Source organism: Gordonia rhizosphera NBRC 16068 (genome assembly GCF_000298195.1).
In the GTDB taxonomy this organism is placed as follows: Bacteria; Actinomycetota; Actinomycetes; order Mycobacteriales; family Mycobacteriaceae; genus Gordonia; species Gordonia rhizosphera.
This window is the reverse complement of record NZ_BAHC01000150.1, coordinates 1-19,696: the sequence shown is the minus strand read 5'-3', so window position 1 is coordinate 19,696 and position 19,696 is coordinate 1. Positions and strand designations below refer to the sequence as shown.

Annotated in this window: 25 protein-coding genes and 1 pseudogene; 14 read left to right on the top strand and 12 right to left on the bottom strand. The window is 63.3% G+C overall.

The window, feature by feature from the left end; all coding sequences use genetic code 11:
- Window positions 1-779 (bottom strand): PrsW family intramembrane metalloprotease (locus GORHZ_RS18590; RefSeq protein WP_006335727.1); only part of this gene is annotated, 779 nt, incomplete at its 3' end.
- Window positions 780-1,015: 236 nt separating this feature from the next.
- Window positions 1,016-1,429, bottom strand: coding sequence for a hypothetical protein (locus GORHZ_RS18585; protein ID WP_006335726.1), 414 nt, complete (start codon window positions 1,427-1,429; stop codon window positions 1,016-1,018).
- Between the two features lie 250 nt (window positions 1,430-1,679).
- Between GORHZ_RS18585 and GORHZ_RS18580 the strand changes: the two genes are divergently transcribed.
- The 5 genes from GORHZ_RS18580 to GORHZ_RS18565 all read left to right on the top strand — a co-directional run bounded on the left by GORHZ_RS18580 (window position 1,680) and on the right by GORHZ_RS18565 (window position 5,121).
- Window positions 1,680-2,144 (top strand): DUF8821 family protein, encoded by a 465-nt coding sequence (locus tag GORHZ_RS18580; RefSeq protein WP_006335725.1) that lies wholly within the window; start codon window positions 1,680-1,682, stop codon window positions 2,142-2,144.
- Window positions 2,145-2,638: 494 nt separating this feature from the next.
- A complete protein-coding gene (locus GORHZ_RS18575) occupies window positions 2,639-2,878 on the top strand; it encodes a type II toxin-antitoxin system Phd/YefM family antitoxin (RefSeq protein WP_006335724.1) in 240 nt (79 codons plus the stop codon).
- A 62-nt stretch (window positions 2,879-2,940) separates the two neighbouring features.
- Window positions 2,941-3,309 carry a type II toxin-antitoxin system VapC family toxin gene (locus GORHZ_RS30190; RefSeq protein ID WP_245551468.1) on the top strand — a complete coding sequence of 123 codons (369 nt, stop codon included), beginning with the start codon at window positions 2,941-2,943 and terminating at the stop codon, window positions 3,307-3,309.
- A gap of 582 nt (window positions 3,310-3,891) precedes the next feature.
- Window positions 3,892-4,560: an LGFP repeat-containing protein gene (locus GORHZ_RS18570; protein WP_006335722.1), complete on the top strand. Its 669-nt coding sequence runs from the start codon at window positions 3,892-3,894 to the stop codon at window positions 4,558-4,560.
- Window positions 4,561-4,893: 333 nt separating this feature from the next.
- Entirely contained in the window at window positions 4,894-5,121 is a 228-nt protein-coding gene (locus GORHZ_RS18565) for a PIN domain-containing protein (RefSeq protein WP_040532446.1), read from the top strand.
- A 341-nt stretch (window positions 5,122-5,462) separates the two neighbouring features.
- Here GORHZ_RS18565 and GORHZ_RS18560 read toward each other — a convergent pair whose 3' ends face one another.
- Window positions 5,463-5,819: a GNAT family N-acetyltransferase gene (locus GORHZ_RS18560; RefSeq protein ID WP_040532455.1), complete on the bottom strand. Its 357-nt coding sequence runs from the start codon at window positions 5,817-5,819 to the stop codon at window positions 5,463-5,465.
- Window positions 5,820-6,016: 197 nt separating this feature from the next.
- Here GORHZ_RS18560 and GORHZ_RS30955 point away from each other — a divergent pair, with 197 nt between their 5' ends.
- Both GORHZ_RS30955 and GORHZ_RS18555 read left to right on the top strand, forming a co-directional pair.
- Window positions 6,017-6,190, top strand: coding sequence for an antitoxin MazE-like protein (locus GORHZ_RS30955; protein WP_306302423.1), 174 nt, complete (start codon window positions 6,017-6,019; stop codon window positions 6,188-6,190).
- Window positions 6,187-6,519: a type II toxin-antitoxin system PemK/MazF family toxin gene (locus tag GORHZ_RS18555; protein ID WP_006335719.1), complete on the top strand. Its 333-nt coding sequence runs from the start codon at window positions 6,187-6,189 to the stop codon at window positions 6,517-6,519. The genes GORHZ_RS30955 and GORHZ_RS18555 overlap by 4 nt, the downstream gene beginning before the upstream one ends.
- A 198-nt stretch (window positions 6,520-6,717) precedes the next feature.
- Here GORHZ_RS18555 and GORHZ_RS18550 read toward each other — a convergent pair whose 3' ends face one another.
- Window positions 6,718-7,281: a hypothetical protein gene (locus GORHZ_RS18550; RefSeq protein ID WP_157205261.1), complete on the bottom strand. Its 564-nt coding sequence runs from the start codon at window positions 7,279-7,281 to the stop codon at window positions 6,718-6,720.
- 374 nt (window positions 7,282-7,655) lie between these two features.
- Here GORHZ_RS18550 and GORHZ_RS18545 point away from each other — a divergent pair, with 374 nt between their 5' ends.
- The 4 genes from GORHZ_RS18545 to GORHZ_RS18530 all read left to right on the top strand — a co-directional run bounded on the left by GORHZ_RS18545 (window position 7,656) and on the right by GORHZ_RS18530 (window position 9,491).
- Window positions 7,656-8,297 (top strand): nucleotidyltransferase domain-containing protein, encoded by a 642-nt coding sequence (locus GORHZ_RS18545; RefSeq protein WP_006335717.1) that lies wholly within the window; start codon window positions 7,656-7,658, stop codon window positions 8,295-8,297.
- A complete protein-coding gene (locus GORHZ_RS18540) occupies window positions 8,297-8,683 on the top strand; it encodes a hypothetical protein (protein ID WP_006335716.1) in 387 nt (128 codons plus the stop codon). Before GORHZ_RS18545 ends, GORHZ_RS18540 begins: the two co-directional genes overlap by 1 nt.
- A gap of 273 nt (window positions 8,684-8,956) precedes the next feature.
- Complete coding sequence (locus GORHZ_RS18535) at window positions 8,957-9,190, top strand: hypothetical protein (protein WP_040532454.1); 234 nt, start codon at window positions 8,957-8,959, stop codon at window positions 9,188-9,190.
- Window positions 9,180-9,491 carry a type II toxin-antitoxin system PemK/MazF family toxin gene (locus GORHZ_RS18530; RefSeq protein ID WP_006335714.1) on the top strand — a complete coding sequence of 104 codons (312 nt, stop codon included), beginning with the start codon at window positions 9,180-9,182 and terminating at the stop codon, window positions 9,489-9,491. Before GORHZ_RS18535 ends, GORHZ_RS18530 begins: the two co-directional genes overlap by 11 nt.
- Window positions 9,492-10,291: 800 nt before the next feature.
- Here GORHZ_RS18530 and GORHZ_RS18525 read toward each other — a convergent pair.
- The 4 genes from GORHZ_RS18525 to GORHZ_RS18510 form a co-directional block, all read right to left on the bottom strand.
- On the bottom strand, window positions 10,292-10,627 hold the full coding sequence (locus tag GORHZ_RS18525; RefSeq protein WP_006335713.1) for a type II toxin-antitoxin system PemK/MazF family toxin: 336 nt from the start codon (window positions 10,625-10,627) through the stop codon (window positions 10,292-10,294).
- A complete protein-coding gene (locus GORHZ_RS18520) occupies window positions 10,624-10,857 on the bottom strand; it encodes a hypothetical protein (protein ID WP_006335712.1) in 234 nt (77 codons plus the stop codon). Before GORHZ_RS18520 ends, GORHZ_RS18525 begins: the two co-directional genes overlap by 4 nt.
- A gap of 755 nt (window positions 10,858-11,612) precedes the next feature.
- Window positions 11,613-12,893 carry an alpha-amylase family glycosyl hydrolase gene (locus GORHZ_RS18515; protein WP_040532452.1) on the bottom strand — a complete coding sequence of 427 codons (1,281 nt, stop codon included), beginning with the start codon at window positions 12,891-12,893 and terminating at the stop codon, window positions 11,613-11,615.
- Between the two features lie 390 nt (window positions 12,894-13,283).
- Window positions 13,284-14,423: an epoxide hydrolase family protein gene (locus GORHZ_RS18510; protein ID WP_006335710.1), complete on the bottom strand. Its 1,140-nt coding sequence runs from the start codon at window positions 14,421-14,423 to the stop codon at window positions 13,284-13,286.
- Between the two features lie 63 nt (window positions 14,424-14,486).
- Between GORHZ_RS18510 and GORHZ_RS18505 the strand changes: the two genes are divergently transcribed.
- The 3 genes from GORHZ_RS18505 to GORHZ_RS18495 all read left to right on the top strand — a co-directional run bounded on the left by GORHZ_RS18505 (window position 14,487) and on the right by GORHZ_RS18495 (window position 17,108).
- Window positions 14,487-15,473 (top strand): helix-turn-helix transcriptional regulator, encoded by a 987-nt coding sequence (locus GORHZ_RS18505; RefSeq protein WP_006335709.1) that lies wholly within the window; start codon window positions 14,487-14,489, stop codon window positions 15,471-15,473.
- A 791-nt stretch (window positions 15,474-16,264) separates the two neighbouring features.
- Window positions 16,265-16,579 carry a hypothetical protein gene (locus GORHZ_RS18500; RefSeq protein ID WP_006335707.1) on the top strand — a complete coding sequence of 105 codons (315 nt, stop codon included), beginning with the start codon at window positions 16,265-16,267 and terminating at the stop codon, window positions 16,577-16,579.
- A 151-nt stretch (window positions 16,580-16,730) separates the two neighbouring features.
- Entirely contained in the window at window positions 16,731-17,108 is a 378-nt protein-coding gene (locus GORHZ_RS18495; protein ID WP_006335706.1) for a DUF2784 domain-containing protein, read from the top strand.
- 152 nt (window positions 17,109-17,260) lie between these two features.
- On the opposite strand, the gene GORHZ_RS18490 is transcribed toward GORHZ_RS18495, so the two are convergent.
- From GORHZ_RS18490 to GORHZ_RS29595, 4 genes and pseudogenes are all read right to left on the bottom strand, one after another.
- Window positions 17,261-17,500 (bottom strand): hypothetical protein, encoded by a 240-nt coding sequence (locus GORHZ_RS18490; RefSeq protein ID WP_245551464.1) that lies wholly within the window; start codon window positions 17,498-17,500, stop codon window positions 17,261-17,263.
- A 119-nt stretch (window positions 17,501-17,619) separates the two neighbouring features.
- A pseudogene (locus tag GORHZ_RS18485) lies at window positions 17,620-18,146 on the bottom strand (dihydrofolate reductase family protein); the annotation flags it as partial.
- 296 nt (window positions 18,147-18,442) lie between these two features.
- A complete protein-coding gene (locus GORHZ_RS18480; RefSeq protein ID WP_157205260.1) occupies window positions 18,443-18,688 on the bottom strand; it encodes a hypothetical protein in 246 nt (81 codons plus the stop codon).
- Between the two features lie 223 nt (window positions 18,689-18,911).
- A partial coding sequence (locus GORHZ_RS29595) for a DUF4386 domain-containing protein (RefSeq protein ID WP_006335702.1) occupies window positions 18,912-19,696 on the bottom strand: 785 nt, incomplete at its 5' end.

The following is a 19,696-nucleotide window of genomic DNA, read 5'->3' as shown; positions in this document are numbered from 1 at the left end:
AAGCCGTGGCCGATCACGCCACCGCAGACGAGAAGCAAACCGCGCGTCACGTTCCGCGGTTCACTGGGCGTACCGATCAGATAGACCAAGCCCGCGCAGACAAGCGCCGAGAACAGCACGTGTGTGAACAGCCCGGTGATCAGTCCGCGGCCGACGATGGTTCCGATGACACCACTGATGTTGGCGCTGCCGAATGCGGTTTCGGCAGCGGCGAGTGCGTAGTGGATGTTCTCGAGGACCTGGAAACCGAGACCGATGAAAGCACCGATGATCAGACCGTCGAATGCGGAGCGTACCGCATGGCGGGCCAGGACCAGGATCAGCACGAAGCCGACGGCCTTGGAGCTTTCCTCGACAAGCGGAGCCGACAGCGGCGGAGCGAAGTTGAGTGCGAACTCGGGCGAGATCAGCGTTGCATAGAGATCGTGAAGCGCATTGTTACCGTGAATGGCGATGGCCCAGGTCGCGGCGAAGCCGCCCCAGATGAATCCCCACACGGCCAGCTTTGCGGGTTCACGTTCGTATCGATCGGTGACGTGCAGGAAGATGACCCACGGGACGGTGTACACCGCCCAGACGAGTAGTGCGGCAACAATCGCCGTGGTGTAGGCCGACGGTAGGTCGGCGAGCTTGGTGGCGAACGAAAAGATGCCGATCGCCACGAAGACGACATAGATCCAGAAAGCCAGATTCCGTGGCTGGACGAGTCTGATCGGACGACCCCAGCCGGATTCCTCAATCGCCTCGAGTCGACGGGCCATGCTGTCGGGGGCGCTCATGGGGTCACCTCGAAACGGATCGACTCGATCATCTGTGTGATGGCATCGCTCTGAGTTGCGAAGTCGCCGTGGGGGCCCTCGGCGACGATCCGCAGAGCCACGTCGGGGGCCCCATCGATGGCCGCAGGTCCGATCAGGACCGCGACGAGACCTTCGCTGTCGGCGGCTATGAAGCCCTCTCGTAAACCGTCGACGCCGTCAAGGGTGTGGAACGTGGTTCGATGCCCGTCGATATGCTAACCGTCGGCTTCCTCCTGCTGAAGTTCCACCACCCGGTCCATGAACTCGGAGAGGTCACCCCCGAAAGTTCCGCCGCTGATAGTGAGCGTCACGGCCCCGTTGTGAACGACTGTCGTGGCCGGACCGCCGGTGCTGCCGGGTGGACGCTCACCGGCTTTGGCGCCCTCGTCGAGGATCCACCCGGCAGCGGGACGCATCGTGGCACCGGAGCCGATATCAAGGACCGTGCCTGCCTCGATGTCCTCGTCCGCGGTGACCGCAGACGCGATGAGTGGTAGGAGGAACGCCCAGAAGACCGCGACTGCACCGGCCGCGATCGACAGGCCCAGCCCGCGCCTGTCGAGCAGACCTACCCGGTTTTCTGCTGGTTCCCAGTCGGCGGGCGCAGGCCGCCGTGCGGATTCGCTCACGGAGCATGACCGTATCAGGACAAATCGAACACCAGTCCGACCTGACCGGCGTGTCATGCGTGGTGGTTCCCGCCACGATGGTCGCGCAGTACAGAATGGGGTGCGGGCGACGGTCGTTCCTGGACCTTTCGATCACCCGATTGGCAGCGGGCTCGAGTTGAAGCCGGCAGTCTTTCGGATGCAGCGGAGTTTCAAAATCTCGACTTGGCGCCCTTGAGGCAGCACCTTGCCGGATAGGAAGGCTGAGAACATGGCGTATGCCGTAGATTTCGCCGACGTGTCGACCGTCGGTCTCGAATCATCGCCGGTCGCCGAGGCGCTCGCCGGGCTGCGAGCCAATGAGGCGCGCTACTTCAAGAACAAGTATGACCATGCGTTCACCGTCGTGCCGGCCGACGAGGCGACCTCCACGATCGACTGGGTGCACCGGATCCTGAAGGATGAGCGCGACCTGGTCATCGGGTCCCGGCCACTGGAGGCGACCGAGTTCGAGGTCGACGGCATCCGGATGGCCTATGTCTTCTATGAGAGTGGCCTGTCGATCAACGTGATGTATGCGCTCGACGACGGTGGGAAGCGGGCGGTCGGCTTCAAGCTATCCGATGGCATGGAGATACCTGAGGAGCTTGCTTCGACGTTCAAGTTCGCAAGGCAGAAGTCGAAGCTCGCGGGCACCATCCGCGGCTCCTACTTCGTCATCAAGGGCGCCCACTGAGATCGTCAGGCCCCGAGTTGAAGGTTTGGCGATGAAATCGGCTGGAGTTCAGAGTATTACGCTGGAGTTCTGGCACACATGCATATCCGGTCACGGCGTTGACCCACGATCGCAGCACGGTGTCGTGTCCTACATTCTGTGGTGCCATCAGCAGATGGCGGATTGCTCGGGCGAATATATTGGCTGACGGGGATGGCGTGTTGTCGCACGCCGGGGTGGCGATGGTGCTGAGGTCGCAGATCTGGTCGGGCTGACCGAGCGGGTCACCCTCGCATTGGCCGACACCTATGGCGGACCGCTGCCGAAGTGATTCAGTTCCGTCACCGGTGGGTGCTCGAACGGGGGGCGATTCGCTGACGACCGTGCTGCGTCGAACCTGTGCTACGGACAGTCGCGAGAGCATTACTGATCGCCCTGCATATTCGATAGCTGCATATTCGATAGCTGCGTATTCGTCAGGAGTAGGCATGTATCACCGGTGATACACTCGTGGTATGACCGAAAGGGTGAGTGTCAGGGATCTGCGGAACAACGGCGGCGAGGTATTGCGCAGAGTCGAGCGCGGTGAGCGGATCGTAGTGACGCGGGATGGTGAGCCAGTGGCCGAACTTCGTTCTTTGCCAAGGAAGAGTGTGAGCGCGGCGGAGTTGATCCGCCGGCGCGCCCACCTTCCGCAGGTCGACCCGGACGTCCTGCGGTCTGACATCGATAGCGTGTTGGATCCGTCGTTGTGACAGAACCGGTCGTCACAACGCGGGGAGTGCTTGATACGTCAACTGTGATTCTGCTCGGGAGATTGACCGATCCCGACGAGCTACCCAAAGAGTCGGTGATCAGTGCAATCACCCTTGCGGAGCTCTCGGTCGGCCCACATGTCGCGCGGACCGACCATGAGCGAAGTGCCCGACAACAGCACGTGCAGCAGGCGGAAGCGGATTTCGAGGTGCTGGCATTCAATGCCGAAAGTGCACGAGCCTTCGGGAGCGTCGCAGCCGCGTTGCGCTCGTCAGGGCGAAAACCCAATGCGCGCGCATCTGACGCATTAATCGCTGCCAGTGCAATCGCGAACGGTATCCCACTGTTTACCTGCAACCCAGGCGATTTTGTTGGCATACCCCAACTGGATCTTCGTTCGGTGACGCATCCAGGCGCTCCTGGGTCTTGACGCGTCAAGGATGACCCGGTGGGAATTGACGAAAGTGCATATTCGATCACTGCATAATCCTCAGGCCCCGAAATGCCCGCGTCATGTCTTACGATGTTTTGTCAACCAGGACGTCAATGACTCAGCATTCAGATCAGTGGATGTCATTGTGGCGCAGTATAATACGTCGCGTGTGCGACAATCCGGGGATATCCTATTGTTGCTTACTTGCATGGCTCTCTCGCTACCTCGTCCTGCGCCAAGTGATGGTCTATCGCCGCAGCGGTAGGCGACGTCACCTCATTCCGGGTAGTACGGGACCGCTTGCAGCGATTGGGTGATAGTGGTTGTCACACGGGTGACCGGATGAACCCTGCGCGGCACGAGGGAGAACCTCGAAGATTGCGCCAAGTCGGTGAAGTCCAGGTTCTCAAGCAGAGTTGCGGGCTGATTGATGCAACGCCGCATGTGGTCCCACTGGAGGTGGGACGAGACCGTTGACCACGACGGTCCACCTCCGCGCGGTCGTACCAATAGAGTCGAACCGGACGTCCGGTTCGCGCACGCTGGATCGGCTATGTATCAAAGATCCGAGAGGAATACATGAGGCAGTTCGCTTCCCACCGCACCACCTTCTTCGCCGGACTGTCTGCGGTCACGCTGATTGCCGCTGCATGCGGTAGCGACGATACGAAGGACGCCGCCGCCTCGCAGGCCTCGGCGGTCGCGGCTTCGGTGTCGGAGTTGGCGACCGATCCCAGCGACGAAACGACCGCAGACACGGTGGCGGAGTCGACGACCGAGGCCGACCCCACCGAAGTGACGATCATGGGGGAACGTGACGTCGAGGTGACACTGACCGGCCCGCTCGCCGTCAAGTACACTTCGGCGACCGACGCCCAGAGGGACACGCTCGGCAAGCCGCTGACCGGCGACCACAATGCTGGGACCCGCGAGAGTGGCGTCGTGTTCCAGCAGTTCCAGGGCGGCGTGATCATCGCGAAGAACGAGGCCCCGGAGACGCCGGCGTATATCGTCACGTCGGGCAAGATTCGGGACGCATGGAACACCGAGCGAGCACCGGACGGCACCCCGTCGCTCACCGGCAAGAACGGCTCGCCCGGACCTTTGGGAGTTCCCACCAGCGACCTGACCACCGAGGGCGACGTGCAAGAGGTGACTTTTGAGCACGGCAAGATCACCGAGAACACCCAGACCGGAGAGGTCACCGTGACGGTCAACGGCAAGATGGTGCCATCGGGTCTGAGCTAGACCAGCCGATGGTTGCTGTGCAGCATCTTCTTGAGCGCGGTAAGGGATCGATCATCATCACCTGTGTGCGAGCGTGCAGGGGTCGGCCAACCTTGCGCACTACACTGCCAAACATGGGGCCCTCGGGCGGATGAAGACCTTTGCAAACGAGCTGGGCCCATTAAACATTCGGGTCGCTGGACTCATGCCGACGCAGGTGGATACGACGATGATCATGCACGAAGACATGTACACACATTTCCGCCCGGATCTCGACGCGCCGACGCGTGAGGACTTCGCGGCCGCCAGCAGTCCGGGGCCGTGCTCCCCGTACCGTGGGTCGAACTCGTCGACGTGGCCAACGCCGACACCAGTGCCGCCGCTCGCATGGTTCACGGTGTGTACCTCGAGACCGGCGACGAGCACTGGCAGCTTGCATTGGCCGCACAGCGGGACTTGTCACGAATGAGTCGGCACCGGGCGGTCGGCATGGCGGATCTGTTGATCGCGAGTGTAGGAACGCATTTTCAAGTGGTTTACCAGGAATCGTGCATTTTCGATTGCGGCATGTTCTCGGCCTGATCTGACTGGATGGTACCGGTGTGGGGGATCGTGCTGCATATGACGATGGAGCGTTGACATTATTCTTCGTGGGCGGGGCTTCGGCGCTTGGAACGCGTTCGAACTTGGGCCAGGGCGGAGTTGACCCATGGTGTCCACGCGCATCGCTGTCGACCTGGCAGTAATGGACCGTATGCGGCGCACTCGCGGCATGCGGTCACGATGCACTCCACGTGCGAGATTTCGATTTGGTACGTGCGACCGATGAGGTTGTGATCGCTCACGCGGCAACCCGATCATCTGCGCCGCAGTGCAGGCCGTGCTGGACCGCTGGTTCCGGGTGGGCCCCGCTGATCGAATCCTCAGCTATCAGAAGGTTTCTGGTGTGCGAGCTCGGTATCGAGCCAGGTGAGCACATCGGGGGTGACCGGGTGCGACGCGGCGGCATAGTCGGGATGTTTCTTCAGGAATGCGGCCACGAGCGGACAGACCGCGATGATGGTACGGCCCTGCGCGCGGGTGTCGTCGAGGGCGTGTTCGATGAGGGTGGTGGCCAAGCCCTGGCCACCGAATTCCGGGGCGACTTCGGTGTGGAAGAAGATCCGCTCAGATGATCCTCCGACCTCGCGGTCGCGGTAGGACGTGAACCCGGCGAGCTGACCTTCGGTGGTGATCTGGTAGCGATGGGCGGACGGATCCGCGGTGACTGCGACGGTCATGATCGCAGGGTAGGCCACGACGCGCAGGGTGGGAATCCAAACCGCCGCGATCCCGCCCGGCCGCGCCGGCCGCGTCCTGTCCGGCGAGGACTACCCCTACCCAGTAGCCGATACCCTCGACGACCTCGTCGAAGCCATCCAGGGCGTGGCGACTGACTCCGGCGTCGTTCCTTCGTCACAACGACCAGCCGTGAATATTGCCGCCTTTACCGGTAACTTTGCATATTCGATTGCTGCATACTCAACAGGTCGAGGCGACTTTCGCCGCGGAAGCGCACAGGCAGTCTTGCCTCGTTGCGGAGGCGGACAACGGGAGCGACGACCAGGATTTCGTGGAGTCCATCGCGACATCTTGGGACGATGAGGAGTGATCCGCGGCGAGATCTGGACCGTCGCGGGTGGTGTTTACACGACGAAGACGCGACCGGCAGTCATCGTTCAGGACGGTCTCTTCGATGCAACGTTGTCGGTCGTTGTCGCACCGATGACCAGCCATCTCCTCGATGCACCGTTGATGCGGATTCGCATCCCGGCCGGCGAGGGTGGTCTCTCTGGACTCGATCGTGACAGCGACGTGATGGTCGACAAGCTGACAGCGGTCAGGCGATCGAATGTTCTCGCTCGTGTGGGACGGTTGACCTCCGAACAACTCGTCGAGGTCGAACGCTCGCTGATGGCGTTTCTTGGCCTCGCGCGCTGATCGCCGACAGCGCACCCGGGCAGGGCGGCAGAAATGATGCGACGAAGAAAATCGAGTGCAACCGTTCGCAAGCTCATCCGTGCGACAAGTCGGTCGTGGACAGCGCGGGGCCCACAGCAACACGCTCGTCGCGATCACGGCACACTCTTCACCGTGGCGGTGCTGTCGCCTTCGACCGTCTGATCCCCAAAATCCGGGTCAGGACAGCCCCCTCCGGCAGTTATCGGGAAGATCGTTGCCGCTGACCTTGAAGTCGTGGCACGTGAGCACTGCGTCGTTGTTCGCACCGAAGAACACGCCGATGACGAGAGAAACGGCGATGGCTATCAGCACGGCGCCTCTGTGCCGTCGTGACAGATTCGGGAAGTCCGGATTGATCACCGTGAAGAGGACCCAGCCCAGATAGGGAATGGCGACGCCGGTCACGATCAGGCTCACGGCGGTCACGACGCGAACATCGACGTACTTGAGGTCGTAGGTGTTGTGGAGCCACGACACCAGCAGCCATAGCGACGGCACGAGCAGAACCAGCCGCCGCAGCCACGTGCGTGGCGGAAGGTCGGCGATGAGGGAACCCACGAACACGATCGTCGCAACCACCCACACCGTGAAGACCTGGTCGAAGAACACCTCTCCGAACGCGCCGAGGTTGAAGCCGATCGCGAAGGCAACCGCCCCCGAGCCGGCCGCGATCAGGAGTGTCGCCCGGTTCTCGGGCACTCCCGCGTCTCGTTGCCCGGTCCCGCTGTGTCGTGTATCCATCGAGCCGAGACTAGAACAGTGCCATCGCGCGGGCGGCGTAATAGGTCGGGGTCCGACTGGATCTGCTGCAACATTGCCGCCTTCACTGGTAACACTGCATATTCGATTGCTGCATATTCCATCATTCGAACCGGGGACAGCAGTCTCGCTGACGGGGAACTACACAAGGGAGAGCAAACCAAGGCGCCGGAGGTGGTGCCACGTGGCGAATTATCGGACAGGCCAATCGATGCCATCGTTGCGACCGGCGAGCCATCGATGGAAGAGTGCGATGTTCTTGTTGCCAGCGGGAATTACGCGCTCGGACTTCTCCGCCGTCGCAAACACACTATAGTTGTGTTACCCTAACTTTAGTTGGAGATGAGGTGTCGGTCATGCAGTTGAACAAGCCGTTCGCCACGGTAACGCCGACCCTGGACGGCGACGTGCTCGCGGTCTTGGCGTCCGCAGACGCCGCGTTCACGATCAGCCAGGTCCAGCGCATTCTCACCACGGCATCGGGTGAGGGCATCCGCAAGGTCCTTAACCGACTCACCGCGCAGGGCGTGGTGCTCCACGACCAGGTAGGTCGGACCAACACCTATCGCCTCAACATCGAACACCTCGCGGCTGAGCCCATCATGGCGCTGTCACGTCTGAACTCCAAGTTCCTGAACCGGCTCGAAGAGTACCTGCAAGAGTGGGGTACGACGCTGCGGTACGCCGCGGTGTTCGGGTCGGCGGCGACGGGGCAAATGAAGCTCGACAGCGACATTGACCTGATCCTGGTGCGCGCCTGCAACTCCGGCCACGACGGCGACGACGGTTGGGAGCAGCGGGTGACTGAACTCGCCCGGCGGATCACAGCGTGGACCGGCAACGACGGCCGCATCGTCGAGTACGCTGCGGACGAGTTCCGCGCCGCGGCTGCCGCCGGTGAACCTCTGCTCCGTGACGTGGCGAAGCAGGGCCTAACTGTTGCGGGTCGACGGTCCTGGCTCAACGCGCAGCTGCGCCCGGCGTCGGGGAGATCCTGATGGCGGCGCAGCGCGACTGCGACTCAGTGGTCATCGTAGGTCGGATGTCGAAGGCGAACGAGTTCTTCGATGCCGCGGACCATCTCGGGGAGGGGATGCCCAACGCCGCCGGGGACCTGTATGTCGACGCTGGCATCGCCGCCTCGGACGTTATCTGCTGCGTTCGCCTCGGTGTGCACTCCAACACCGGCAGCCACAGCGAGGCCGTCGCCCTACTGAAGCGTGCGGACAGCGGATCCGAGCGACACCTGAACACTCTGTTGAACCTGAAGAACAAGGCTGCGTGCACGCATCAGGACCTAACCTCCGCGGAGCTAAAGCGGATGATCCGCGCGGCGGAGCATCTGGTCGAGGCCGCCAAACTGGCAGTAGCCGCTCGGGGGTAGAGCGCCCGCACCTCAGCAATAAGGGCCCGCCACGGACGCGGCAGGGCTCCCAAGTTGGGTGCCACCTCTCACTCACGCGGGCCGTCATCCGACATGGCCAAGTCTCATCTAGGTTGTCATCCGACAGTGGTGGTGCGCGATGACTGATGAATAGCACTGCAGCGCAGCGCAATACGCAAGATTTACTGGCAATGCTGCATATTCGGGTACTGCATAATCCCCAGACCCCACAGAAGCCACCGCGTGTCTTACGATTTGTACTACAATCTGATGATGGCTGACACGATCACGTTTCGACCCGACGAGGACACTTCTCGGGCGCTGTCGATCCTGACCGAAGACGGTACGCCCGTATCGGCTGCGGTCCGCGCTGCGCTCATCGACGCAGCAAGACGCAAGGTTGCCAAGTCGCTCCGCGAGGAAGCGGAGGCGCTGGCCGGTGACCCGATCGATCGAGCTGAGGCCGCGCAGGTGCTTCGGGACATGGAGGCGTTACGTGCGAGGTGAGGTGTACCGACTTCGCACTCCGAAGAATGCCCGCGGCCACGAACAGTCGGGCGCCCGCTACGCGGTGGTGGTGCAATCCGACCAGTTGCCGCTTTCTACCTGGCTGGTCGCGCCGACATCAACGTCGGCGCGGGCGGCGACATTCAGGCCTGAAGTAGAGGTCGCGGGTCGAACAACGCGGGTCCTGGCTGAGCAGGTTGCGGCTGTTGATCCGCAGCGACTCGGCGAGAGTGCGGGATACCTGACCTATGAGGAGTTGCGGCGCGTCGACGCTGCGCTCCGCGTGGTTCTGGAGTTGTAGTGTGTAGATCCACAACCTACCCATCGTGTCGGATGACAGCCGATCTGGGACTGGTGACATGTGCTGGAGCTCCTGACCTGTGGCGATCGGCGGAGCGGCTTCGAGACCGGTGTCATTTGAATTGGTGCTGCCGAGCGATTCGCGGCTCCGTTGGCCCTGAGTGACAGTCGATCTGGGAGTCCTCGTCGACTTTCCGCAGGTGGCGTCCGACCGAGTCTCATGTCCGTGTCACCGAGTCTCAACTAGCGTGTCAAAGTCTCATCTACATTGTCATCCAACACATCGGTGCGGGGACGAACTCGTTTGCGGTGCAATATGCAGTGGTTTACTTGACATAATGTATCTTATCGGCTCGCGAGTGGGACGAGTTTAAATAGATGAGAGAACTCGTCTCTTCGGATCTTGAGTGAAATTGCAGGTCAGGGTTCTAGCACGCGTGAATTCGCCGTCCGCTTCCTTGCGTGGGCGATCAAGACCAAGCTGGCCGCTGTGGACCCGCAATGACACCGCACCGCCGTGGCACCCAGCCCGAAGATGACTGCGGAAGACCAGCAAGACGCCGTGGACAACATCACCTCGAACCAGCCCACTCTCAATCCGCGATGTCGAATAATCGTCGGCTTGCGCTCGTGTCGCGCCGTTCGACCGGAATTGTTGGCCGCCTTGATGCTTGGAGCCCAATGGTTGAGTCTTGCCCGCTCTGAGCCCCTGCTTTCCGGGTCCTATTCCGGGCGCTTCAATTACGTCACAGTGATGAATTGAAGCAGTTGCTGCCCCGGTAAGTACCTCATTTTGGCGTTTCATAGGTCGAGGACAAATCGCAGCGCCTGATCAATCGCCCGCATTTGCTCTGGGTTGAGAATAGTCATTTGAGACGACAGCCGTTCGACGGATACAACTCGCAATTGATCGCAGCGTGCGTATGAGGTGTGGTCGAGCCCGCTGCCGTCCGACTCAAGTTCGACGTGGCTTCGCAGACCGTAGCCAACGGTGGTGATCGGAACGACGACCACCAGGCCGCCCGGTCCGTTGTTGAGAATGTCTACCGACACCACCACCGCCGGGCGGCGGAAGGCCGGCTCGTGGCCGACCGGCTGGCCGAGGTCGACGAGGTAGACCTCCCCTCGCCAGATCACGCAAGGTGGTCCCATTCGTGGCGTTCGTTCAGGTACTGCTCCCACAGTTCGGGATTACCGCGCAGACGCTGGTAGTCGCCGTTTAGTCCGCGGAGGAACTCCTGCCGCTCCAGGGCGTCAATGGCCGCGTGCACGACGTCGACAACGGCGGTCTGGCGGGCCTTGGCGAGTGCTTGGAGGCGCTCGGAATCTGGTCGACGCACACGGACGGTTGTGGTTTCTGCAGCCATCACCTCAGTGTAGACGAATTGTAGACAAGGTGCTGCACCGCCGGATAATGGCTGTGCCACGCACGCGGTCGATCAGCAGATGTTGGTGCCGGTGGGGATGTCGATCCGATTCTTCACGGTCCCGAACGGGTCGGAATAGCGCTGTGTACGTCCCGGTTCCGGCAAGCAGTCAACTCGCACACGTCGCACGAGCGCGTCCTTGCGGGACGATACGATTCGACCCCGCACGTTTCCACACGAGACCGCCAGCCTGCTACCGGGCCCACCTGGCAGCTACCCGGACCGGACTCACACCGGCAGGCGACGACGAGCTTACGAACAGAGCAGATCACCTACACAAGCAACCCTCCGTTGCGCAGGGATTCTCGCTGGGCGTCGGGATCGGTCCTGCGACTGTGAACGTGAAATATGACGATCCTGATGCGGCCTGCAATCCGGTGAAGAGCTCGAGGCCGACCTGATCATCACCGCCACCGGCCTCAACATCCAGCTGCTCGGCTGCATCGAGCTCAAGGTCGACGGGCGAGAGCACCGCTTCGAGGAGGAGCTCACCAACAAGGCGACCCTGATCGAGGGCATCCCCAATTACGGCTGGATGTTCGGTTACACAAATGCGCCGAGGACGCTGAAGTCCGACATCGCCGCGACTACCTGTGTCGTCTGGAGCGTCGGTCGCACCCTGTCGAGTGATTCACCAGTCACGGGCGTCGGCGACCTCGAAAGCAACAGGAGTTTTGCCGGGACCTACGGGCCAGCTACGTCTCGCCGATCCACCAGCCGCCCGGTTCGAGCTGCAGCATGTCCCCCTCCTGGTGGGCGGCGTCGCTGTCGATCCTGGTAGCCGCGCCGATCTGAGTGCCGGCCGGATGATCGTTCGCATTGAGCGCGACGACCAGGTCCGGGCCGTCGTCGAGAGGTAGCCGGTAACGCAGGAGACCCTGCCGGACATCCTCGACGACGACGCGGGTCGCGTGAATACGCGGGTATCTGCGGCGAATACCGATGAGCCGCTGGTGAAGTCGATATTCCGACGGTAGATCTGCGTCTGTCGGTGCAGACGGCGGGAGCTCAGGGCGGATGGCGTCGTCGCCGCCCTCCCGTTCCTCCTTCACACCGGTCCAGCCCAGTTCGTCGCCGTAGTAGACCGCTGGAGTTCCCGGGAGCGTCGCCAGCAGCACGGTGGCGAGCTGCGGATGGTGGTCGGCGAGCGTGGTGGCGATCCGGGTGACGTCGTGATTGCCCACGAACGTCCACGGCACGAACGTGTCGAGCATCGTGTTGTGGCGTTGTAGTGCCCAGGCGAGTTCGTGCATGTTGGCGTCGGTGATGCTGCTCCAGACCGCCTTCCACAGTTCGTACTGGGTGACCGAATCCATGCCGGTGGCACTGATGTCGTCGGCGTAATCGCCGTGGATGACCTCGCCGACCAGATAAGCCTGCGGGAAACGGTCTTTCACCGCGGGGATCACGTGGCGCCAGAACTCTTGCGGCACGGCGTATGCGGCGTCGAGGCGCCAACCGTCGATGCCACGCCCGAGCCAGTGGCAAATGATCTCGCCCACCATGTCGGCGACGGCGGGGTTGCGGTGGTCGAGCTCGACGAGGTGACTGTGACCTTCGAAGGTGCGTAGCCCGCCGGTGCGTGGATCGCGTCGTGCCCAACCGGATTCGACCGCCGAGTGCGGTTCGGCCACGAGCGGGTGGCCGGCGCCGACGTGATTGAACACGCCGTCGAACATGACGCGGATCCCTCGACGGTGGCATTGCTCGATCAGGTGGGTCAGGTCGTCGGCGGTGCCGATCCGATCGTCGACCACGAAATGGTCGATGGTGTCGTAGCCGTGGGAGGTCGACTGGAAGATCGGGCCCAGGGCCAGTCCGTTGGCGCCGAGTCGGATGACATGGTCAAGCCAATCGACCAGCGCCAAGAGCGATCTGCCGGGCCGTCGATCCCGACCCGTGGTATCCGCGCCGAGCGCGCCCAGCGGATAGACGTGCCACCAGATCGAACTGGCCACCCAGTCGGGTTCGGTCACCACGGCCTCCTTCGCCCATGATCACCACACTATGCGTCGGGCATGCGGACGTCATCGATGACCTCAACCCGCGATTCGGGGATCCCTCGGCGGCCCTCATGCCAGGCGCGACGACGGAATCCGGTCGGGAACGCTGCCTGCAATCAGGAACGCGGTCGCCCCGGTGAGAGCGGTACTGACGTGTTCATTCGGACTCTCGATTCTCACACGAAATGGCGAGCCGCAGGTCAGGGGCTCGCCGCTCCCCCCTTTGCTCGTTCACACTCGTCGTCACCAGTGGGCGTCGTCCCCTACGCCTGCCTGATTCCCACGAAACTGGCGAGGCGTGAAAGAACCTCCAAGAAGCCCGGTGCGGTTCGGCGTCGGCGATGTCGCTGGGTGCTGCCCTGGTCAGGAGATGCTGCGGAAGAAGGTGTGGATGTCGTCTGCGAGCAGAGTCGGTTGTTCCATCGCGGGGAAGTGGCCGCCTTCGGCGTATTCGCTCCAGTGGGCGATCGCTCCGGTGGGGTTCATGACACGGCGCATGAGCGGGTGGGTGTCGAAGACCGCCCATCCGGCCGGGACGGGCGCGAACATCGCGGGTTCGACAGTGGAGTGCTGTGCTTCGTAGTAGAACTGGGAGCTTGACTCGCCGCTGCGGGTGAACCAGTACAGGGTGACGTTCGCCAGGAGCTGGTCGCGGTCGACCGACTCGTCTGGGGTGCGGTAGCTGCTTTCCCTGGCCTTGAACTTCTCGGCGATCCACGCGAGCAGGGCGATCGGCGAGTCGGTGAGGGCTGCGCCGATCGTGTCCGGCTTGTGGTTGTGCATCTCGAGGTACCCGCGTTCGGATGCGGCTTCGGCCTGCATCGCGGCGAGTTGGCTGTCCTCCTCGTCGGAAAGGTCAGTGGGCGCAGGGAAGAGCACTCCGACCAGGCCGAGCAATCGGCGCTCGGCGCCGTAGTGCGTGCCGATAACCCGCTCCGGGTGGACTGCTGCGAGGCGACTCATGATGCCGCTGCCGGTGTCGGTGCCGTGCGCCGCGAAACGCTGATACCCGAGTCGGGTCATGATCTCCGCGAAGGCTTCGGCCGTCTGTGCCAGTTCCCAGCCAGCCCGTGCGAGGGGGGTGGAGAAGCCGAAGCCCGGCGGTGAGGGGACGACGACATGGAATTCGTCGGTCAGTAGCGGGATGAGTCGCTGATACTCGACGAACGAACCCGGCCAGCCGTGGTGCAGCAGCAGCGGGGTCGCATCCGGGTTCGACGATCGCGCATGGACGATATGGAAGGTCTGGCCGTCGACGATCGTCGTGAACTGCTCGAACTCGTTGAGACGCGCCTCCTGCGCGCGCCAGTCGAAACCATCGCGCCAGTACTCGGCGAGCTCTCTCAGGTACGCCACGGGGATGCCGCGGCTGAAGTCGGCGCGATCGTCTCGCCCCGGCACCGGGAGTGGCCAGCGGGCGCGCGCCAGCCGGTCTCGCAGATCATCGACATCGACCTGGGGGACATCGACACGGAACGGTGTGAGTGCATGGTTGTCGGTCATGACACCCACTATTTCAGCAATCGCGGCAGGTTTACTTCCGCATTTGCTGGGATGATGAGCAGCATGCTGCAAACCTCGGCCCGCCTGCTCGAGTTGCTGTCGCTGCTCCAGCTCAGACGCGACTGGACGAGCTCCGAGCTTGCCGACCGCCTGGATGTGAGCGCGAGGACGGTGCGCGCCGACATCAGCAAGCTGCGCTCACTCGGCTACCCCGTGAACGCGCGCCCCGGGGTCGCGGGCGGGTATCGGCTGGCCCCGGGGGCTGCGATGCCGCCGCTACTGCTCGACGACGACGAAGCCGTCGCGGTCGCGATCGGACTCGGCGCGGTCGCTACCGGCCGGCCCGGGGCTGAAGAGGCCTCGCTCACTGCGCTCGCGAAACTGGAACAGGTGCTGCCGGCCCATCTGCGCCGGCGCGTCGACGCAGTCCGGGAGGCGACCAGCGTCGTGCCCGGAAACGCACCACTCCTCGACCTCTCCGCGCTCAGCGTTGTCGCATCCGCGATCCGCGGTCACGAGCGGCTCCGGTTCGGATACACCAAACCCGAACGCGGCGAGCAGGCACGCCACGTGGAACCGCAACGTCTCGTGAATTGGGGACTCCTCTGGTACTTGCTCGCGTGGGACCTCGACCGCGACGACTGGCGCATCTTCCGCGTCGACCGCATGACCCCACGCCCACCAACCGGCGTAACGTTCCGGCCGCGCGCTATCCCGGACCGCGACGTCATCGACTACGTCTCCAGACGCATCACCACGGCAGGCGACACCTACCACGCCCGAGTGCTCGTCCACGCTTCCGCGACCACCGTCGCTGCGAAGACTCCGTTCCCTGTCGCTGTCGAGAGCATCGACAGCTCCACCTGCATCCTTGAGATCGACGCGGGAGACCCGGCACGACTCGCACTCTGGCTGACACAGCTCGACACCGACCTCGAAGTCATCGACGGAAACGAACTGGCACTGGCATTTGACGAGCTCGCGGCAAGACTCCACCGCGCCAGCGGCACTCCGGGCCCGCTCCCTTCATTCGGTCCGGACGATCTGTGAGTGCTCGGATTCCATTCGGTGTGAAGGCGTATGGAGTCGTCGTTGTTGGTGATCGCGCAGATCGGCGCGACTCATCGATGAGTATCCCTTGGTTGTATCGGCGCGCGGCCCTGTGGTGACCTACACCTGCCGTGTAATGCAGGCCGTGTGCCGACCGCACCCTGACAGCGGTGTAATAATCTGTGTCGCAGCTATTTTGGCGTGGCGATCGATCAGGCCATAGATCGCAGAAACCGCGTTTCGCTTGAATCCGGTTGCACCGTGTTCGGTACGGCAATCTTGATTGGTGCCCGCGTCTACGCGGCTGCTCTGGTCCGGCTAGCCAGGAGCGCGGGTTGGCGAAACCGGCTCAGCGATTTGAGGTCGCCGCCGGGTGGTGTGGCACCGGCAAAGGACGAGATGGGCGCCAGGCCCGAGTTGCGTGGCGACCTCGGGGGCGTGGAGGATTACGCGGATGCCGACGAACTCCGCCCATCGAGTGGCCGACAAGCGCGCTCGTACTCGTCGAAGTGGTGGAGGATGGAGGCATCGTCACCTGGCATCTGCGCGGTGCGTCGGTTCGAGCACGATCTCCATTGCGGTTCCCGGCAGCTTGCTCGGCTGAACGACGCGTCCCGGGTCCGGCGAGACTGGCCGCAACATGGCACCCTGCGCCTCGAATCCATTCCCGCCGGATTGATTACAACCCGACCGACGACCCACGGCGACGGGGCGAAAGTCCCTCGCCCACGCGAGGTCTGAGGGCGAATGCTGAAAGCCGTCAGAACACCTTCGCCATAAGGAGAATCAGGATGGCCACCCTCGCCACGACAGGCCGCGAGTCCGACCACGACAATCGGCACCCGATGAGCATGGTCGCGTACTCGCTCGTGGTGCTGATCATCCCCGCCCTCGGATGGATGATGCTCTCCCTCGCCCAGCATCAGACCGGGGCCGCCATCGCGTCCGCGATCGCACTGGTCGTCACCGTCGTCGGCTCCGCGACGATCTACACCGCGATGGCCCGGCGACTGCAGCACAGCCCGCTCCTGCCCGAGGACAGCGCCGCAGAGAAGGATCGCTACCTGGCCAAATATCGCCGCGGCGGCGCCAGATCACGAGGCTGAGTCTGGTCACCTGCTCCCACGTACATACGACGACCCGGGGCGAAGAACGCGACGTGGGCCAATCGCAGCGGCGCCCGCGGCGCGGGGTGACGCGGGCTCAGCCTCTGTCGTCAAGGGGTCCGACCGGCCGGATTCGACCTACCCTGGAGTCATGCCTTATCGGGTTCTGGCCGACGGCATCGTGGTCTTGCACCTGCTGTTTCTGCTGTACGTCACGGTCGGCGGGTTCGTGGCCTGGCGTTGGCCGCGCTCCATCGTGCTGCACCTGTTCGCGGTCGCGTGGGGGGTCGCGTCAGTGGTGGTGGGATTTGAGTGTCCGCTCACCGACGCCGAGAACTGGGCCCGGGATCGCGCCGGCGAAACGGGGCTGCCGCCATCGGGTTTCATCGATCACTACCTCACCGGGGTGATCTACCCGGACTCCGCCCTGGGCCTCGGTGTCGCCCGCGCGCTCGTTGCGGCCTGCATCCTCGTGTCGTGGGTCGGTCTGTGGCGACGATCGCGCCGCCTTCGGTCCGTTTCGTCCTGAATTGCCTGGCACACCGGAGGCGTTCGCGTAGCGAAATCCGTGAGCTCGGGGTCTTGCGCAGCCGATGATTCGGTGTGCTCGGTGACCGCGAAGAGCGGCCATCAGGACGCATCGAGGAACGCGGTGCCCTGCGGTGGCCGACGACGATCTGATCAGACCGTGCCCGGCGGGAGCGTGCGTCGAGGCCTCAGCAAAGGGAGCATCCACTCGTAGACGGTGTCGTCGTTGAGCATGGTGAAGTGGTGGGCGCCACCGATGTGCAATCCGTTGTCGGATTCGAATCCGATGTGGCGCTTACGATCTCGGCCACAACCGTTGTTCGTGAGCACCAACCCGTCACCGACGATGCGGCCGAAGGGGTGATCGGGTCGCCGGGTTATCGTCGCCGTCACGTACAGGTGCCGCGCACCCTCCATGAGGGGCGGGTAATCGACGGCGGGCTGCCAGAAGGCCTCTGGGTCGGTGTCGCGCCAGTACTCTTCGGCGACCGCGCCGTGGAACAGGTCGCGCACCCCCGCATGACCGCGTCGGGATTTTCCAACAGGTGCTGCGCGTCGACCGGCCCGAAGTACCGCTTACCAGCCCCCATCACGACGGGTACAACGTCCACGCGCACCTCGTCGATCAGGCCCGCGGCAAGCACCTGGCCGCCCGCGGCGACCTCGACGATGCGGTCACCGGCAAGTTCCTGCGCTTTGGCCACGGCTGCGGTGATGCCGTCGACGAAGTGAAACGGCGCCTCGGGGTCCCAGCCCTCGGGCGCAGGCCGGTGCGTCACGACGACCACGTGGTCGCTCGGGGGCTTCCCGTCCCATCCGTCCGTCATGTCGAAGACGTGGCGGCCGACGATTGTCGCCCCGATCTGGTCCCAGTACGGCCGGGTGTAGTCATAGGACGTCTGCGACACGTTCAACCCGGCACTCTCGTCGAGCGGGACGCTACCATTGGACAACCAGTCGAACAGCGGTCCGGGCTCGTCGTTCTCGTCCGCGATGAAGCCGTCTACCGACACCGGCCGTACATGACTACTCTGCCCACCGAGCACTCCTCGAGTTCCCTTGGCTGCCAACGGTACCCGCGTACACTCCGCCACAGCAACATCGACTAACCTGCATGCCGAGTCCCGAGCAACGTCGATAACGCCCCTGCCGTTCGCACTCCCCTCGCTCATGCGGCGCGACATGTCAAGTCGTAGGCGTGCGATCGTGTCGGGCGTTCGACCGGAATCGTTGGCCGCCTTGATGTTTTTAGCCACATGCGAATCTTGATGTCGCAGCTTCTGGGTGCGATCTCGGAGTCGTCATTACCATTCCGAAGGCTCGCCCCATCGACAGTCACCTTATCGTCTGCGACCCAGTCGAACGCCGCGAGATGGCGCCGACGACGACCCCCAGAACGAGGATCCGGACGGCGTCGAACACCGTGCCGATCAGGAAGTTGCGCATTGGGTCAGCGACGCTGCCGAGTAACTTGGCCGGGATCTCGATGAGGATAGTAACAATGGCAAACGCTGCGAGGCTGAGGACCAACGACTTCTGGAAAGGACCGTGACCGGGCACCCGCTCGGCGAAGCGGGTCATGACCACGCTCACACAGAAACCCCAGAATCAGACCGGCCAGAAAGGCTTCCAACAGCATCGGAACCTATGAGATCGACAGCGCAGCACGTATTCAGCGGCAATCGGGGTCACCGAGATCGCAAAGTTGGCGAGCCAGAACGCCACTCCTGCGGCACCGTGAGGATTGCCGCGGTACCCCAAGGGACGTGTCTGCCGGACGCCGGATTGTCTTCGGAGGACGCGTTCATCCCGACGACCGGCCCATCCCGGTGGGCGGCACTCTGGCTTCGGCCGCCTGTCCGTCGGGGACCTTCACGCCCATGATCAAGAGCCACAACGCGAGTCCGACCTCGGCGAGCAGGCTGACGTAGATGCCAGGAACCCTCAGATCAGGCCGAGTCGGCACCACCAGGGCCTGAACGAGCCAAACCATCTCGGCCACCCCATCCAGAATCAGCAGAACCCCCAAGACCCGCGGGAGGAACCCGGAACGGTAAACCAAGTAGCCCAGCGGGAAGAGCCACGTACCGAAGAACAGCTGCGCGGCCACGAAACCAGTCTCGTACACAGTGATCGACCAGTAGGCCAGCGCATTCACCTGCGCGCGGGACAGGTCGGGTGGTCCGCCGACAGGATCTACCAACTGAAGGGCGCCGATCAGCGCGAGCAGGCTGGCGCACTGGACCGCGACCCCGACTGCATTGAGCAGCAGGAACAGCAGCGACCACTGGGGACCCACCCTCGCCAGCAGCACGTACAGCGCCCAGGCGGTTACCACGAAGATGAATCCCGAGACAAAAGCCGCCAGCAGGCCGAGCCGGAACGCCAATGGGTTGGACGTCATCGCGGTGAACACCTGTTGCGAGTCAGTCACGCCGATCTTCGCAAGCGTGTCGGCCAGGAACGACGCGGCGATGTAAAGAACGAAGAGCCCGCCCGTAACCCTTGCCACCAAAGGCGGTGACCAGCGTGCGATGAGTTCGAAAGACACAACAACCCCTTTGCACTCGCGTCCGCAGATCGCGGCGC

Excerpts from the sequence above, each read along its gene's own strand:
- GORHZ_RS18580 (WP_006335725.1), top strand. The coding sequence starts at position 1,680 with ATGGCGTATGCCGTAGATTTCGCCGACGTGTCGACCGTCGGTCTCGAA.
- GORHZ_RS18575 (WP_006335724.1), top strand. The coding sequence starts at position 2,639 with ATGACCGAAAGGGTGAGTGTCAGGGATCTGCGGAACAACGGCGGCGAG.
- GORHZ_RS18570 (WP_006335722.1), top strand. The coding sequence starts at position 3,892 with ATGAGGCAGTTCGCTTCCCACCGCACCACCTTCTTCGCCGGACTGTCT.
- GORHZ_RS18560 (WP_040532455.1), bottom strand. The coding sequence starts at position 5,819 with ATGACCGTCGCAGTCACCGCGGATCCGTCCGCCCATCGCTACCAGATC.
- GORHZ_RS18550 (WP_157205261.1), bottom strand. The coding sequence starts at position 7,281 with ATGGATACACGACACAGCGGGACCGGGCAACGAGACGCGGGAGTGCCC.
- GORHZ_RS18545 (WP_006335717.1), top strand. The coding sequence starts at position 7,656 with ATGCAGTTGAACAAGCCGTTCGCCACGGTAACGCCGACCCTGGACGGC.
- GORHZ_RS18540 (WP_006335716.1), top strand. The coding sequence starts at position 8,297 with ATGGCGGCGCAGCGCGACTGCGACTCAGTGGTCATCGTAGGTCGGATG.
- GORHZ_RS18535 (WP_040532454.1), top strand. The coding sequence starts at position 8,957 with ATGGCTGACACGATCACGTTTCGACCCGACGAGGACACTTCTCGGGCG.
- GORHZ_RS18520 (WP_006335712.1), bottom strand. The coding sequence starts at position 10,857 with ATGGCTGCAGAAACCACAACCGTCCGTGTGCGTCGACCAGATTCCGAG.
- GORHZ_RS18510 (WP_006335710.1), bottom strand. The coding sequence starts at position 14,423 with ATGACCGACAACCATGCACTCACACCGTTCCGTGTCGATGTCCCCCAG.
- GORHZ_RS18505 (WP_006335709.1), top strand. The coding sequence starts at position 14,487 with ATGCTGCAAACCTCGGCCCGCCTGCTCGAGTTGCTGTCGCTGCTCCAG.
- GORHZ_RS18500 (WP_006335707.1), top strand. The coding sequence starts at position 16,265 with ATGGCCACCCTCGCCACGACAGGCCGCGAGTCCGACCACGACAATCGG.
- GORHZ_RS18495 (WP_006335706.1), top strand. The coding sequence starts at position 16,731 with ATGCCTTATCGGGTTCTGGCCGACGGCATCGTGGTCTTGCACCTGCTG.
- GORHZ_RS18480 (WP_157205260.1), bottom strand. The coding sequence starts at position 18,688 with ATGACCCGCTTCGCCGAGCGGGTGCCCGGTCACGGTCCTTTCCAGAAG.